The organism is Halorubrum sp. Hd13 (genome assembly GCF_002252755.1).
Classification (GTDB): Archaea; Halobacteriota; Halobacteria; order Halobacteriales; family Haloferacaceae; genus Halorubrum.
The window spans coordinates 1-14,487 of sequence record NZ_NHOY01000060.1; the positions used below are offsets into that span (position 1 = coordinate 1).

At 70.4% G+C, this 14,487-nt stretch carries 13 protein-coding genes and 2 pseudogenes; 4 read left to right on the forward strand and 11 right to left on the reverse strand.

The genetic code is table 11. The annotated features are described in order from the left end of the window. The 7 genes and pseudogenes from DJ81_RS19620 to DJ81_RS08230 form a co-directional block, all read right to left on the reverse strand. Positions 1-114 (reverse strand): annotated as a pseudogene (locus DJ81_RS19620) (DUF1917 domain-containing protein); the annotation flags it as partial. A gap of 62 nt (positions 115-176) precedes the next feature. Next, positions 177-653: a hypothetical protein gene (locus DJ81_RS08205; RefSeq protein WP_094524810.1), complete on the reverse strand. Its 477-nt coding sequence runs from the start codon at positions 651-653 to the stop codon at positions 177-179. After that, positions 650-1,810, reverse strand: coding sequence for a 3-ketoacyl-CoA thiolase (locus DJ81_RS08210; RefSeq protein WP_094589244.1), 1,161 nt, complete (start codon positions 1,808-1,810; stop codon positions 650-652). The genes DJ81_RS08205 and DJ81_RS08210 overlap by 4 nt, the downstream gene beginning before the upstream one ends. A 76-nt stretch (positions 1,811-1,886) precedes the next feature. Further along, entirely contained in the window at positions 1,887-4,193 is a 2,307-nt protein-coding gene (gene mutL / locus DJ81_RS08215; RefSeq protein WP_094589246.1) for a DNA mismatch repair endonuclease MutL, read from the reverse strand. 287 nt (positions 4,194-4,480) lie between these two features. Next, complete coding sequence (locus DJ81_RS08220) at positions 4,481-5,548, reverse strand: sugar ABC transporter permease (protein ID WP_094524813.1); 1,068 nt, start codon at positions 5,546-5,548, stop codon at positions 4,481-4,483. After that, on the reverse strand, positions 5,545-6,540 hold the full coding sequence (locus DJ81_RS08225; RefSeq protein WP_094524814.1) for a carbohydrate ABC transporter permease: 996 nt from the start codon (positions 6,538-6,540) through the stop codon (positions 5,545-5,547). The genes DJ81_RS08220 and DJ81_RS08225 overlap by 4 nt, the downstream gene beginning before the upstream one ends. Before the next feature lie 21 nt (positions 6,541-6,561). After that, a complete protein-coding gene (locus DJ81_RS08230; RefSeq protein ID WP_170938275.1) occupies positions 6,562-7,872 on the reverse strand; it encodes an extracellular solute-binding protein in 1,311 nt (436 codons plus the stop codon). Positions 7,873-8,081: 209 nt separating this feature from the next. On the opposite strand from DJ81_RS08230, the gene DJ81_RS08235 reads away from it, so the two are divergent. Next, the gene (locus tag DJ81_RS08235; RefSeq protein WP_094526695.1) at positions 8,082-9,215 is read left to right on the forward strand and encodes an ABC transporter ATP-binding protein; all 1,134 of its coding nucleotides are present in this window, start codon (positions 8,082-8,084) and stop codon (positions 9,213-9,215) included. Positions 9,216-9,338: 123 nt separating this feature from the next. On the opposite strand, the gene DJ81_RS08240 is transcribed toward DJ81_RS08235, so the two are convergent. Then, a complete protein-coding gene (locus tag DJ81_RS08240) occupies positions 9,339-10,370 on the reverse strand; it encodes a glutathione S-transferase family protein (RefSeq protein WP_094589247.1) in 1,032 nt (343 codons plus the stop codon). Positions 10,371-10,639: 269 nt separating this feature from the next. Here DJ81_RS08240 and DJ81_RS08245 point away from each other — a divergent pair, with 269 nt between their 5' ends. Beyond that, the gene (locus DJ81_RS08245) at positions 10,640-11,902 is read left to right on the forward strand and encodes an FAD-binding oxidoreductase (protein WP_094589248.1); all 1,263 of its coding nucleotides are present in this window, start codon (positions 10,640-10,642) and stop codon (positions 11,900-11,902) included. An 86-nt stretch (positions 11,903-11,988) separates the two neighbouring features. Here DJ81_RS08245 and DJ81_RS08250 read toward each other — a convergent pair whose 3' ends face one another. Together DJ81_RS08250 and DJ81_RS19160 are read right to left on the reverse strand one after the other, a co-directional pair. Further along, positions 11,989-12,426, reverse strand: coding sequence for an Hsp20/alpha crystallin family protein (locus DJ81_RS08250; protein WP_094526698.1), 438 nt, complete (start codon positions 12,424-12,426; stop codon positions 11,989-11,991). A 3-nt stretch (positions 12,427-12,429) separates the two neighbouring features. After that, entirely contained in the window at positions 12,430-12,585 is a 156-nt protein-coding gene (locus tag DJ81_RS19160) for a hypothetical protein (RefSeq protein ID WP_170938276.1), read from the reverse strand. 56 nt (positions 12,586-12,641) lie between these two features. On the opposite strand from DJ81_RS19160, the gene DJ81_RS08255 reads away from it, so the two are divergent. Beyond that, positions 12,642-13,586: a DUF429 domain-containing protein gene (locus tag DJ81_RS08255; RefSeq protein WP_170938277.1), complete on the forward strand. Its 945-nt coding sequence runs from the start codon at positions 12,642-12,644 to the stop codon at positions 13,584-13,586. 31 nt (positions 13,587-13,617) lie between these two features. Here the strand turns inward: DJ81_RS08255 and DJ81_RS08260 are convergent, their stop codons facing one another. Next, complete coding sequence (locus DJ81_RS08260) at positions 13,618-14,067, reverse strand: hypothetical protein (RefSeq protein ID WP_094524615.1); 450 nt, start codon at positions 14,065-14,067, stop codon at positions 13,618-13,620. 94 nt (positions 14,068-14,161) lie between these two features. Between DJ81_RS08260 and DJ81_RS08265 the strand changes: the two are divergent. Beyond that, positions 14,162-14,487 (forward strand): annotated as a pseudogene (locus tag DJ81_RS08265) (radical SAM protein); the annotation flags it as partial.

The window sequence follows — 14,487 nt, forward strand, 5'->3', positions numbered from 1 at the left end:
CGAGTCGGTGAGTCCGCCGAGGCGCGCCTCGTGGGCCCCGTCGAGCGTGTACACGTCGGGGCGGTACCGGATCTCCTCGGTCACCCCGTGGGCCTCCCCGAGCCGTCGGCGGACTCACCGACTCGGAGGCGTCGCGGTTCCGGGCCTGAAACGCCGTTACGAGACGGGGCGACGGATCACTCGACCGGTCGGAACCGGAAGCCGTCCCAGTCCTGGCTCGCCGGCTCGCGGATCCCCGCGCCCGGTTCCCTGAGGTCGTCGGCGTAGACGGGTTCGACGCGGTCGCCGATGTCGACCTCGACGTCGCCCGGCTCACCGGCGTCGTCCGCGCCCCCGCGCTCGGCCACCTGCCCGAGCGCGCGCACCACCGGGCCGTCGTACTCGTCGCCCATGTCGAACTCGACGATCGCGAGGGTGTTCGGCTCGCGGACGCCCGGCGGAGTCGCCGTCGACATCGTCCACGTGACGATCCGGGCCTCGTACTCGCGGAGGTCGACCGTCCCGACGCGCTCGGCGCCGTTCGGGCTCACGGTGTGGGGCGGATACGTGACCGTTCCGTCCGCGTACTCCGCCGCCTCGAAGGTCGGTTCGGCGCCCCGTTTCCCGTCGCTACCGGTCGCGTCGTCGGTGTCGCTTGTCTCGTGGTCGCTCATCGGCCTCCCTCCAGGATCGCGGTGGTCACGCAGTTCCCGAACCCGCCGACGTTGCAGGCGAGCCCCGTGTCGGCCTCGACCTGCCGCGGACCGGCGTTCCCGGTGACCTGCTGATATATCTCGTACACCTGTGCGACGCCGCTGCCCCCGAGCGGGTGGCCCTTCGATTTGAGCCCGCCGGAGGTGTTGATCGGGAGGTCACCGTCGCGGTCGGTGACGCCCTCCTCGACCGCCTTCCACCCCTCGCCCTTCTCGAAGAAGCCGAGGTCCTCGCTCTGGAGGAACTCGAGGATGGTGAACATGTCGTGGAGCTCAGCGACGTCGACGTCGTCGGGTCCGACGCCGGCCATCTCGTACGCGATCTCCGAGGAGTCGACGACGCCGCCCATCGTCGTCGGGTCCGCGCGCTCGTGGACGACGTGGGTGTCGGTCGCGCCGCCGATTCCGGAGATCACCGCGTACTCGTCTTCGGGGACGTACTCCTGGGCGACGGACTCGGGACAGAACACGAGCGCCGCGGAGCCGTCCGTGATCGGACAGAAGTCGTACAACCGGAGGGGGTCGGCGACGACCGGCGAACCGAGCACCGTGTCGAGGTCGACCTCCTTCTGAAACTGCGCGTGGGGGTTGTCCACGCCGTTCCGGTGATTCTTCACCGCGACCTTCCCGAGACTCTCGCGGGGCGCGTCGTACTCGTCGAGGTACAGGCGGGCGGTGAGCCCCGCGAACGAGGGGAGCGTGACGCCGTGTTTGTACTCGACCGGGTGCGTGAGCGACGCGATCACGTCGGTCGCCTCCGAGGTCGTCCGGTGGGTCATCTTCTCGCCGCCGACGAGCATCGTGACGTCGCTCGCGCCGGAGGCGACCGACTGCCACGCGGCGTACACGCCCGCGCCCCCCGAGGAGGAGGTCTGGTCGATCCGAGCGGTGTACGCTCCCGTGGCCGCCAAGTCGTGAGCGAGCGCGTTCGGGACGCCGGTCTGTCCCTCGAACTCGCCGCTGGCCATGTTCGAGACGTACAGGTGATCGAGGTCGCCGCCGTCGATGCCGGCGTCGTCGAGCGCGGCCGCGCCCGCCTCGGCCAACAGCTCCTGCACCCAAGCGTCGCGCTGCCCGAACTGGGTCATCGACGCGCCGATTACCGCTACACGTTCCATACCGATGCGTCCACGGCGCTCGCCTAAAGCGTACCTCTCTGCGGTCGCCGGGGCGGTGAGGGGTCCCGCGGGCGGGTCACTCCGCGCGCCGGCCGGCGTGACCGGGGTAGTCGCGCTCGAACCGCGATCCGATCTCCTCGCGGTCGAGTCGGATCACGACCGGACGCCCGTGGGGGCAGGCGTACGGGTTCTCGCAGGCGTCGAGCCGGTCGAGCAGGTCGACGACCCGCCCCTCCGTCAGCGAGGTGTTCCCGGTCACGGAGGGGTAACACGCCAGGTCCGCGAGCAGCTCGTCGACGACGTCGGTCACCGGCTCGTCGCCCGCGGCCGCGTCGTCGACGAACGCGGAGAGGACGTCCCGGAGGAGGTCAGGGTCCAGCGCGGCGTCGAAGACGGCCGGGACCGATTCGACGACCACCTCGCGGTCGCCCGCGCGCTCGGCGCGGAACCCGATCCCCGCGAGGTCCTCTGCGAAGTCGTCGAACAGCGCCGCCTCCCGCGCGGTGAGTTCGACGCGGACCGGCTCCGCGAGCGCCTGCGCGTCGGCGCCGTCGGCGAACGCCTCCCGCAGGCGCTCGTAGTTCACCCGCTCGTCGGCCGCGTGCTGGTCGATCAGCACGAGCCCGTCCGGCGCCTCCGCGACGACGTAGGTGTCGTGGAGCTGCCCGAGCACCCGAAGCGACGGGAGCGAGTCGAAGGTCCGCTCCGCGGCCTCGGTGGTGTCGCCGGCGAGGGTCCGCTGGGCGGTCGGAGTCGGACGCGGCTCGGTCGCCGCCTCCGTCGCCGGGTCTCGTCCCTCGGTCGGCGCAGCGGCGGCCCCGTCCGTGACGGAGTCGGTGCCGGGGTCGGCCGTGGGGTCGACGTCGGAGTCCGACTCGGAACCGGTGGCGGCGTCGTCGGTGACAGCGGCTCCCGAGTCGTCGAATCGACCGAGCCCGTCCGCCTCTTTCGCGTCGGTCTCGGTCGCGGCCGCGCTTCCGCCCTCGTCTCCCGAGTCGCCCTCGGCGTCGTCCGGCGTCGACTGCCAGCTCCGCGGCGACGGCCGGTCGGCCGGGGACGGGTCCGGGTCGGTGGCGGGGTCAGAGCTCACGTCGCCGACCGCCCACGCGTCCTCGTCGGTCGGGTCCAGCTCGGATGCGCCGGCCGCGGCGTCGGCGCTCTCGACGCCGTCAGCGCTTCGGCCGTCGTCGCTTCGGTCATCGCCGCTTCGGCCGTCGCGGTCGCCGAGCGCCGCGCGCTCGTGGTCGGTCCCGGCGCCGCCGACGGCCTCGGCCTCCGGGCCCTCGGGGCTGATCTCGGTCTGGTCCGGCGCCGACTGCCCCCGCGGCGCGGTCGAGCGGACCAGTCCGTGGTCGAGCAGCGCCCCCTCGACCGCCGCCTCCACGGCGGCGCGCACGGCCGGTTCCTCGTCGAACCGGACCTCCAGCTTGCGCGGGTGGACGTTCACGTCGACGTCGCCGGGCGGCACCTCGACGAACAGCACCGCGAAGGGGTAGCGGTCGGGCGCGAGCTGCCCGCCGTACGCCTCCAACACCGCCTCGCGGAGCGCGCTCGCGGTGACGTACCGGTCGTTGACGTAGGTGGCGAGGTACTCGCGGGTCGAGCGCGTCGTCTCCGGGTGGGAGACGAGGCCGGTGACGCGGCGGACCGGGGGATCGTCGGGTGCGGCGGAGTCCGCCGCGTCGCCCTCCGGCTCCCACTCCACGTCGACCATCGCCTCCGCGACCTCGCGGCCGTACACGGACAGCACGGCCGACCGGAGGTCGCCGTTCCCCTCGGTGGCGAACGTCTCGCGGCCGTCGTGCTCCAGCGAGACGGCGACGCCGGGGTTCGCGAGCGCGTAGCCGGTGACGACCGTGTTGACCCGGTCGAACTCGGTGGCCGTCCGCTTGAGGAACTTCTTGCGGGCGGGGGTGTTATAAAAGAGGTCCGTCACCTCGACGGTCGTCCCCTCGGGACAGCCCGCCGGGCGCACCTCGCCGACATCGCCGCCTTCGACCGTGACCTCGGCGCCCGCGTCGGCGCCCGGAGGACGCGACCGGACGGTGAGCCGCGAGACCGCGCCGACGGTGTACAGCGCCTCGCCGCGGAAGCCGAGGGTACCGACCCCGCGGTCGAGGTCCTCGATGTCGCCGATCTTCGAGGTGGCGTGCTCCGCGACCGCGGCCTCCAACTGGTCCGCCGGGATGCCCACGCCGTCGTCGCGGACGCGGACCCCCTCGGTGCCGCCGGCCTCGACCGAGACGGCGACCCGGCTCGCGCCGGCGTCGAGGCTGTTCTCGATCAGCTCCTTGACGACGCTCGCCGGGCGCTCGACGACCTCGCCGGCCGCGATGCGCTGGACGGTGCGCTCGTCCAACCGCTCGATGTTCGGCGGCTCCATTGCGTACCCTCCGGTCGGACGAGCGCGCACTTGAAGGCGTTGTCGGCGACGGCGGCCTCTGAGAGGGACGGTACGTCGATCGGCGGAACCGCTTATAAGCGGGCTGCGGTGGCGTCGCCGGCGCGTAGCGCCGGCCATCGCACGCGCGAGGGAGTCGCGAACGGAGTGAGCAACGAGATCGGGGAGGCGTGACAGAGATCAGTCCGATCGCCGAATCGAGACCGTTCAACGCGAGAAACCGCGAAACGAGAAAGTCGCAGGACGGAATGGAACGGACCGAGGTCCGCTTACCCCTCCATGCCGCCGAACGAGAGGCCGTCCTCGACGGAGCGCTGCGCCGCGAAGTAGACGATCGCGACGGGGAGCGCGAACAGGTTCGCGAACGCCGCGAAGCGCGTCCACGGCGTGGAGAACCGCCCCTCTGTCGCGAGGTTGTACAGCTCCACCGAGAGCGGGTAGTTCTCCGGCGAGAGCAGCGTCTGCGCGATGATGAACTCGTTCCACCCGGCGAGCCAGACGAAGATGAGCACGACCGCGAGCCCCGGCTTCGTCAGCGGGATGATCACCTCCCGGATCGTCTGGAGGAAGCTCGCGCCGTCGACCATCGCCGCCTCCTCGTAGGAGACCGGGATGTTGTCCATGTACGTCTTCAGCAGCCAGGTGTTGAACGGGATCGCGCCGGCGGCGTAGAACAGCCCGAGGACGAACAGGTTGTTCGTCAGCCCGTACGAACTGAACAGCGAGTACAGCGCCACGAGCGTCGCGATCGAGAGGCCCGCGCCGATCTGCGTGAACAGGACGTAGCCGTAGAGGATCCGCTTCCGGCCGACGAACTGTCGCCGCGAGAACGCGTACGCCGCCGGCACGATCATCCCGAAGCCGGCGGCGATCGTCACGCTGACGAGATAGAGGCTGTTGAACACCGCGCCGGGACCGGTGTCGGTCCCGACCCACCGGAAGCCGAGCGGAACGAGCCCGCTCCCGCCGCCGATAACGAGCTGCGGGTACCCCCAGTCGCCGTCGACGAAGAAGAAGTTGGACTCGAACAGCACCCACCGGTAGGCGTCGAGGTTGTACGTCGTCGGGTCGGGGAAGATCCCGCTGGTGTTGAACAGCCGGGTCCCTTCCGCGAGCGACGCGGTGAAGATCCAGAACAGCGGGAAGAGGAGGATTAACACCATCGCCAGCCCGAACAGGGTCATCAGGACGCTCTTCCCGACGTCCCACGGCGTCCGCTTCCCGGTCCGGAGGTCGTAGACGGCCCGCTGGACCGTCACGGCGAACCGCTTCGGAGCGGTCGCGAGCCCGAGGAGCTTCGCGCGGAGCAGCGCCAGGACGGAGGCGAGGGCGCTCATCGCTCACCCACCCCCTCGGCGAGGCCGCCGTAGCGCACGGCGGCGTACATGAAGACGCCGATGAATCCGATCGCGACGATGAGGATCGCGGCCGAGAGCCCGAACTCGTTGAAGCTGATCGCCTCGCGGTAGCCGTAGACGATGATCAGCTCGTTCTGTCGCGCCGGTCCCCCGCGGTTGAACACCCACGGGATCAGGAACTGCTGGAACGCGGTCGCGCCGGTGAGGATCGACGCGAACAGCACCGGCCGCCTGATGGCGGGCAGCGTCACGGTGCGGAACCGCTGGAGGAAGCCGGCCCCGTCGACCATCGCCGCCTCGTGGAGCTCGCGCGGCACGTCCTGGAGCGCGCTCACGATGATGATCACCATGAACGGGTACGCCAGCCACACCTCGGTGGTGACGTACGCGAAGAACGCCTCCCAGCGGCCGCTGAGGAAGCCGATCGGGACGTCGAACAGGAGGAATTCGGGCGCCGACAGCGACGACATGACGCCGTTGTACCGCCCGAGTATCGTGTTGAACACGCCGAACCGGGCGTCGCTGAACATCCCGCGCCAGACGGTGATCGTGAAGATCCCGGGGAACCCGAGGGGCACGATCACCGCCGCGCGCATGTAGCGCTTGCCGACGACGCGCGCGTGGTTCAACAGGAGGGCGATGCCGACCGCGACGAACACCTTGACCACGAGCGAGACGGCGACGAAGAGCCACGTGGTCGACATCGACGTCCAGAACTGCGAGTCGCCGAGCAGCCGCACGTAGTTGTCGAAGCCGATCAGCTCCGCGCCGCCGCCGATCACCGATCCGGCGAACGTCGCGTCGGTCAGCGAGATGTAAAAGAGGTAGAATATCGGATACAGCATGAAGCTCGAAAAGAGGATAACGCCGGGGATCACGAGGAGCAGCCCCCAGTCGCGGTTGGAGAACGGCACCGCCGCTCGGAGTCGTGCGAGCCCGCTCGCGCCGGTGCCGGTCTGTGAGGAAGCCATGATGACTAGCTGGGAGAGTGCCTACAGGTTCTCCCGGATCTCGGACGCGGCCTGGTCGAGCGCGGGGCCGCTCTCCTGGTCGCCGTTGAAAACGCGCGTCAAGGCCTCGGTCAGCGGCGTCCAGACGCTGTTCATGTCGGGGTGGGTCGGGGTCGGCACGCCGCGGTCGACCTGCTGGGCGAACGCCTCGACTTCGGCCGGGAAGTCCCCGCCCTCGATCACGGAACTCAGCACGGGGATGTACCCCTGCTCTTTGGCGTTGGTCTCGACGACCTCCTCGTTCGTGGTGTACCACTCGGCGAACCGAGTGATCGCGTCGACCGTCGACTGGTCGGCGTCGTCCAACATGGCGCTGAAGTAGATGGTCTGGATCCCGGAGTACGACCGCGGGTTGTTGCCGTCGACCGCCGGGAGCGGCGCGACGCCGAGGTTATCGATCTCGCTCTGGAGGTTCGCGAGCTCCCACGGGCCGTTGACGGCGAACGGTGCGGCGCCGTCAGCGAACGCGACGATCTGCGACTCGTAACCCGGGTCCGCCGGGACGTAGTCGGACAGCGTCTCGAGGGCGTCCATCCCCTCCTTACAGGCGTCGCTGTCGAGGGTGACCTCCCGGTTCTCCTCGTCGTAGATGTTGCCGCCGTACGCCTGGACGTAGCCGCTCACGAAGTACGGGTTCGCGACGGGGTACGAGAGCCCGTACTGGCCGTTGCCGGGGTCGTGGAACTCGTCCATGATCGAGACCATCTCCTCGACGGTCGCCGGCGCCTCGTCGACCATGTCCTTGTTGTAGTACAGCGCGACCGTCTCGGAGGCGAAGGGTAGCCCGTGGAGGGCGCCGTCGTACTGCACGGCCTGCTGTGCGGCCCCGGAGTAGGAGTCGAGCGACACGTCGACGTCGTCGCTCGCGTCGTAGAGGAACGGCGGCTCCTCGCGCACCGCGAACCGGCCGATCCAGTCGTGCGCCCAGATCCACGAGTCGGGTCCGTTTCCGGACGGGATCGCGGTCTCGAGCTGCTGGTCGAGCTCGCCGCCGGGCGCCTCCCTGTTGATCGTGTGGCCCGTCTCCGACTCGAAGTCATCGACGTACCCGGACATCGCCTCGTCCTCGCCGTCGGAGAGGTCGGTCCACAGCGCCGCGGTGCCGGTGTTCTGGTCGTCCGACCCGTCGGAGCCGTCGTCGCTTCCGCCGTCGCTCCCGTCGGATCCGTCCGACCCGTCGGACCCGTCGCCGCTTCCGCCGTCGCCGCTGTCCGTGCTGATACAGCCCGCGAGCGCCGCGAGCGCTGTACTTCCCCCCATCGTCTTGAGTAGCGTCCTGCGTTTCTCGTTCATGTGACTACAACAAACGATGAATTACATATTCATACATTTAGTTTTTGGGATCGGGGGGTCGATGCCGTGGCCTCCTCGCACCGTTCTCTCCGGCGATCCGCGGCTCGGCCGTCAGGCGCGCCTCGGTCACACATTTGAGATGAGATTGTTCCTCACATATCAAGAAAACAGCGAAGAACTAATATGCGGGAAGCGCCCTTTGCCAGTAAATGGCAAGAGTAACGCTCGACACGCTCCGGAAGGAGTTCGATCGGGGGACCATCGTCGCCGTCGACGACCTCGACCTGGAGATCGACGACGGCGAGTTCGTGACCGTCGTCGGGCCGTCGGGCTGCGGGAAGACCACCACGCTGCGGATGGTCGCGGGACTGGAGGAGCCCACGTCGGGGACCGTCAACTTCGACGACGAGGACGTCACGGAGATCCACGCGACGGACCGACCCGTCGCGATGGTGTTCCAGAACTACGCCCTGTATCCCCACAAGACGGTGATGGAGAACATGGCGTTCGGGCTCAAAATGAGCACCGACATGACGGTTGAGGAACGGCACGAGCGCGTGACCGAGATGGCCGAGATGATGGGGATCGCGGACCTGCTCGACGACAAGCCGGACGAGCTCTCCGGCGGGCAGAAGCAGCGCGTCGCCCTCGGTCGCGCCATCGCCCGCGAGCCCGAAGTGTTCCTGTTCGACGAGCCACTCTCGAACCTCGACGCGAAGCTCCGCACCGAGATGCGCGCGGAGATCCAGAAGCTCCAGAAGGAGTTCGGCGTCACGGCGATGTACGTCACCCACGATCAAGAGGAGGCGATGACGATGGGCGACCGCCTCGCGATCCTGAACGACGGGAAGCTCCAGCAGGTGGGCGAGCCCACCGAGGTGTACGAGAACCCGGTCAACGAGTTCGTCGCCGGCTTCATCGGTTCGCCGTCGATGAACTTCATCGACGTCGACGTCGACACCGACGGGACGACGGCGACGATCCGCGACGGCGACGCCGGGCTCGCGCTCGCGCTCAGCCGCGAGTACGTGGCGGGCCACGAGCTCGAAGGCGGTCCGTACACGCTCGGAATCCGTCCCGAGAACATCGGGATCGTCGAGGAACCCACCGGCGACGAGACGCTCACCGCGACCGTCGAGGTCGTCGAGCCGATCGGCTCCGACAACTACGTCCACCTCTCCGTCAACGACGACTTCCTCGCTCGCGCGCCGGCGAACGTCAAGCCGGAGGCCGGAGACGAGGTCGGAGTCGTCTTCGAGGAGGAACACGTCCACCTGTTCGACGCCGAGACGGGCGAAGACGTGTTCCTCACGGACGAGGAGGTCGAGGCCGCGGTCGCCTGAGGCGGTTCTTCGTACGCGGCCGTGTCGGGCCGGACCGATCCGACGACCACGGCCGCGAGGGCGGAGGAACCGCGCGACGCCGCGGAGCGATACGCAGCCGGCGTTGCCGTTCGGTCGGTCGACTCAGTCGTCGGCGGTCGGCGTCGGCGCCTTCCCGCCGAGCGCGTCGCGGTCGTGGTCGGCCTCGAAGTCGAGGTCCGGCCCGCGCGCGATGATCCCGGAGGGCGTCACGTCCGGATGGGTCGTGTAGTAGTGCTCCTTGATGTGGTCCATGTTCACCGTCTCGGCGACGCCCGCGGTCTGGTAGAGGTCGCGGAGGTACGGCCAGAGGTGCTCGTACTGGTGAACGAGCTTCCGGTTGCACATGAAGTGCGTGTGGTACACCTGATCGAAGCGGACCAGCGTCGTGAACATGCAGATGTCGGCCTCGGTGAGCGAGTCGCCGACGAGGTAGCGCCGGTCGGACAGGTGGTCGTTCCAGCGGTCGAGCGCGCCGAACAGCTCGTCGATCGCCTCGTCGTACGCCGCCTGGGACGTGGCGAACCCGGCGCGGTAGACGCCGTTGTTGACCGGCTCGTAGATCTCGGTGATGACCTCGTCGACGTCCGCGACGGTCGCCTCGTCGTCGGCATCGGGCAGCAGCGAGACGTCGTTTCCGAGGTCGTCGAACGCGGTCGAGAGCATGCGGAGGATCTCCCGTGACTCGTTGTTGACGATCGTCTCCGTCTCGGTGTCCCACAGCACGGGGACGGTCACCCGACAGGTGGCGTCGGGGTCGGCCTCGACGTACAGCTCCCGGAGGTAGTCGCTGTCGTGGAGGCGGTCGGGCGTACAGCCCGCCTTCTCCGGGGTGAACTGCCAGCCGCCCTCGTCGCGGTACGGGTCCACGACCGAGACGCCGATGGCGTCCTCTAAGCCGAGCAGCGACCGCGCGAGCAGGGCGCGGTGCGCCCACGGACAGGCGTAGGAGACGTACAGGTGGTACCGCCCCGCCTCCGGCTGGAACCGCTCGTCCGGTTCGGCGTCGACGTGGTCGGGCACGTCGCTGCCGGCGATCCAGTTCCGGAACGTCGTCTCGCCGCGCTGGAACGAGCCGTCCTCGTCCGTCGCTTCGTACGTGTCCGTTCGCCACTCGCCGTCGACGAGTTGGTTCATACCTGAATTACGGGCTCGACGTGCATAACGTGGGCGGGGACACGCGTGTCACCGGCCGTGCGACGTGTGGAATCGGATCGGAGTGACGGTCGGTCTGTCGCTCGCTGATAGACGAACGACATCGGCGCGACGGCTATCCCCGACCCCGTTGCGACGGCTCGCTCCCGTCGGGCGCTCGGAGGCGCGCCGACTGGCCGCGGGGTTGGTTATAAGTAGCCGCCGCCGCCCGCGCCGGTGGCTTTTCGGTCGGGCCCGCGGTCTCCTGACGTATGTCCGAACGAAACGAGGCGGCGCCGGCCGTCGCGGTCGTCGGCGGGGGCGCCGTCGGCGTCACCGCGGCCGCCGACCTCGCGGCCCGCGGCGTCGACGTGACCCTCTACGAACGCGGCTCGCTCGGCGCCGAGAGCTCCGGCCGGGCCGCCGGCGTGTTGTACGACGCGTACGCGGAGGACGTCGACGCCGCGCTGGCCGCCCGCGCGATGGAGCGGTTCCGGGCGTTCGACCGGTCGCTCCCCGGCTTCTCGTTCGCGCCGTGCCCGTACGTGATCGCGGTCCGCGAGGGCGACCCGGACGCCGACGCCGTCCCCGCGATGGTCGAGCGGATGCGCTCGCACGGGCGCGACGTCTCGCTCGTGACACCGAGCGCACTCGCCGACCGGTTCCCGATCGCGGCCGACGACCTCGCGGTCGCCGCGGTCGCCGAGGGCGCGGGGTGGTGCGACCCCGCGAGCTACGTCGAAGCGACGGGGCGGCGGGCGCGTCGCGAGGGGGTCACGATCGAGACCGAGACGGTCGTCTCGGTGACCGGCGACGGGCCGGGGCTCCGGATCGACGGGGAAGACGACGGCCGCGCCGAGACCCGCGAGTTCGACGCCGTCGTCGTCGCCGCCGGCGCTCGCACCGCCGACGTGCTCGCGGGCGCCGGGGTCGAGGTCCCGGTCGTCCCCTACCGGGTCCAAGCGCTGACGAGCGGGGTCGCCTACGACGGGCCGATGGTGTACGACGCGACCGCGGGCGTCTACGTCCGACCCCACCCGACCGGCCTGCTGGCCGGCGACGGCACCGAGCCGGTCCCGGCGGACCCCGACGACTACGGTCGCGAGGGGGACGACTGGTTCGTCGCCTCCGTCACGGAGACGCTCCGCGATCGGGTGGACGCCGTGAGCGGCGACGGGCCGGACGTCGGGCCCGACGTCGAGCGGGCGTGGGCCGGGCTCTGCACGGCGACGCCCGACGGCGACCCGCTCGTCGGGCCCGTGGGCGAGGGAGGAGACGGGCCCGACGGCGACGCGGACCCCCTGTTCGTCGCCGGCTGGCAGGGCCACGGCTTCATGCGCGCGCCGGCCATGGGGGAGCTCGTCGCCGAGGGCGTGGTGGCGTCGCTCGACGGGACCGACGCGGACGACCCCGAGTCGCCGTGGATCGGCGCCTTCGACCCCGATCGGTTCGACGGCGACGAGGCGTTCGATATCAGCGAGGGGATGTCGGTGGGAGAGCGAACGGGGGAGTCAGACCGGAGGGAGGGGAGATGAGAACGGAGAACGGGTGAGTGAGACCCGAGAACAGGGGAATGAGGCCGGAGGGGGGGAGGTGGAGACCGCCGGGAGCGGAAACGGTCTCAGTTCTCGTCGTCGGTCTCGTCGGCGTCCTCCTCGACGACCGCGACGTCCCGCGCGTCGTCGTTCTTCGGGATCTCCACCTGCAGCGTTCCGTTGCGGGTCAGCGTCGCGTTCGCTCCCTGCGGCGTGACGTTCGCGTCGCGCGGGAGGTCGGCGCTCCCGGAGAGCGAGACGCCGCGTCCGGGGAACACCATCTCGTAGCCGTCGTAGAAGTCGCGGAACCGGTCGAGCTCGACCTCGACGGTGTGGTCGAGGAACGTCACGTTGAGGTCCTCGCCCCGGACTCCGGGGGCGTCGAAGACGACGAGGTAGGCGTCGTCGCTCTCGAGGAGGTCGTACGAGAGCGGCCGACGCTCCTGCATCTTGCTCCACCCGCGGCCGACGCGCTCGAGGACGCGACGGACGGCCGACCGGCCCGCGTCGACGAATCCACTCACGGGTTACACCTCGATCTCGGCGAGCTCGCTCCCGCCGCAGTACGGGCACGACAGGTCCTCGACGGCGTGGTCGTCGGGGACGTCGTACGTGTAGTGGTTCTCGAACATGTCGAGCTCGCAGTCGTCGCTCTCGCACTTGACCTCCATGGTCGATGGCATATACGACTCCGTTGTGCCGGCGAGGGCTTAAACGGCGTGGCGGCGGCCGTCCGTGTATGGACGGCATCGGCGACGGCGGCGGGGCGAGTCGCGCGGACGACGGGCCGGTCCGCGTCTACGGCGTCGACTTCAGCGCCGCGGCCGACGACGCGGGACGGAAGACGTGGATCGCGAGCGGGACGGTCGACCCCGAGCGCGGGGAACTGGTCGTGACCGGACTCCGGCGGCTCGCCGACCTCGGCGGGGTCGACGGCCCCCGCCGCGAGGACGCCCTCCCGGCGCTCGCGGCGTGGATCCGCGCCCTCGACGAGAGCGCGGTCGTCGGGCTCGACTTCCCGTTCGGCCTCCCGCGGTTCGTCGTCGAGGAGAGCGGCCGCGACTCGTGGCGGTCGTTCATCGGGAGCTTTCCGGAGTCGCTCCTCGGAGCCGGCCACCCCGGGACGGACGACCCGGTGCGCGCGTTCGCCGAGCGCTGCGTCGGACTCACCGACCGCCACGGCGAGGGGACGTACGACAAGCGCCAGACGGACGCCGCGGTCGGCGCGCGGTCGCCGTACGGGTTCATCGCCGACACGGTCGCGTTCCACGGGATGCGGGACGTGCTCGCCCCCGTCGTCGACGACGCCCGCTTCGCGCCGATGGACCGATCGGGGGAGGGGTGGCGGCCCGAGGCGCCGCCGGGGCCGACCGTCGTGGAGACGTACCCGGCGGCGGTGTTGGACCGCCTCGGGCTCAGCCGGACGAGCTACAAGGGCGGCGGCGAGTCGGAGACGGCGCGTCGGCGGCAGAACGCCGAGGGGCTGGCCGCGGAGGCCGACGTCGCCTACGAGCCCGAGAGCGACCTGACGGGCGCGATGGTCTCGGACGCGGGCGGCGACGCCCTCGACGCCGCGGCCGCCTGCCTCGGGGCGTTCACGGCGTGGAGGCGGGGATACGAGACTGACGTCGCCGGGTTCGACGATCCCGGCGCGGTCGCGCTCGAGGGATACATCTACGTCTGAGACGGTGCGCCGATCGCGGGAGTAGACGCTCTCAGGCCGCCATTCCCCGGAGCCGATCCGGGACGGTGGCGCGCTCGACGATCAGGACGGCCGTCGCGCCGAAGGCGACGCCGGCGAGGAAGCCGGGGCCGTACGGGAAGAACGGGACCTCGAACGCGAGCGCGGCCCCCAGCCCGACGGAGAGCACGAGGATCCCGAGGCCGAAGGCGACGTACGCCAGCGTCTCCAGCCGGTCCGGCGGGAGGCGATCGCGGGCGAACCACGCGACCGGCCCGAGGCCGACGGCGGTCGCAGCCGCCCAGCCCGCTGCGATCCCCCACGGTCTGGGATCGGCCCCGACGAACTGCACCGCGGCGTACGCGCAGACCGCGGCGAACGCAACGTACTGTCCGACCCGCTGCCGGCGGGAGGGGCCGTCGCCGGTCGGAGCGGCGTCATCAGGCGAGGGCGTCTCGTCGGCCGGAGGGCGCTGGGAGGGCACGTCCGGCGATTCCGCGCGCTGTAAAATAAGCGATCTGCCGATTCCCCGACCTTCCGCACGCTTTTCCCGTCTCGGCCGACTACGGTGGGGTAACATGACCGATTCGCCCGCGTCGGGTCGCGGCTCGCTCCCGCCCGACCCGACGGACCTCTCCGTCACCGTCGTCGACGGCTACGTCGACGAGCCGGCCCACTTCGGCGTCCCGCCGTACATCTCGACCTACCCGCGGTACACGGCCGGCGCGCTCGTGGACGCGGGCGTCCCGGAGTCGCGGATCACGTATCACACCATCGACGAGCTGCGCGACGACCGCTCGAAGCGCGCCGACGTCGCCGACGCCGACCTCATGGTGTACGTCGGCGGGATGACGGTCCCGGGCAAGTACGTCGGCGGGACGCCGGCCGAACCGGACGAGGTGCG

What these genes read in the sequence shown, in the direction of transcription:
- DJ81_RS08205 (WP_094524810.1), bottom strand. Translation starts at nt 653, where the DNA reads ATGAGCGACCACGAGACAAGCGACACCGACGACGCGACCGGTAGCGAC.
- DJ81_RS08210 (WP_094589244.1), bottom strand. Translation starts at nt 1,810, where the DNA reads ATGGAACGTGTAGCGGTAATCGGCGCGTCGATGACCCAGTTCGGGCAG.
- mutL (WP_094589246.1), bottom strand. Translation starts at nt 4,193, where the DNA reads ATGGAGCCGCCGAACATCGAGCGGTTGGACGAGCGCACCGTCCAGCGC.
- DJ81_RS08220 (WP_094524813.1), bottom strand. Translation starts at nt 5,548, where the DNA reads ATGAGCGCCCTCGCCTCCGTCCTGGCGCTGCTCCGCGCGAAGCTCCTC.
- DJ81_RS08225 (WP_094524814.1), bottom strand. Translation starts at nt 6,540, where the DNA reads ATGGCTTCCTCACAGACCGGCACCGGCGCGAGCGGGCTCGCACGACTC.
- DJ81_RS08230 (WP_170938275.1), bottom strand. Translation starts at nt 7,872, where the DNA reads ATGAACGAGAAACGCAGGACGCTACTCAAGACGATGGGGGGAAGTACA.
- DJ81_RS08235 (WP_094526695.1), top strand. Translation starts at nt 8,082, where the DNA reads ATGGCAAGAGTAACGCTCGACACGCTCCGGAAGGAGTTCGATCGGGGG.
- DJ81_RS08240 (WP_094589247.1), bottom strand. Translation starts at nt 10,370, where the DNA reads ATGAACCAACTCGTCGACGGCGAGTGGCGAACGGACACGTACGAAGCG.
- DJ81_RS08245 (WP_094589248.1), top strand. Translation starts at nt 10,640, where the DNA reads ATGTCCGAACGAAACGAGGCGGCGCCGGCCGTCGCGGTCGTCGGCGGG.
- DJ81_RS19160 (WP_170938276.1), bottom strand. Translation starts at nt 12,585, where the DNA reads ATGCCATCGACCATGGAGGTCAAGTGCGAGAGCGACGACTGCGAGCTC.
- DJ81_RS08255 (WP_170938277.1), top strand. Translation starts at nt 12,642, where the DNA reads ATGGACGGCATCGGCGACGGCGGCGGGGCGAGTCGCGCGGACGACGGG.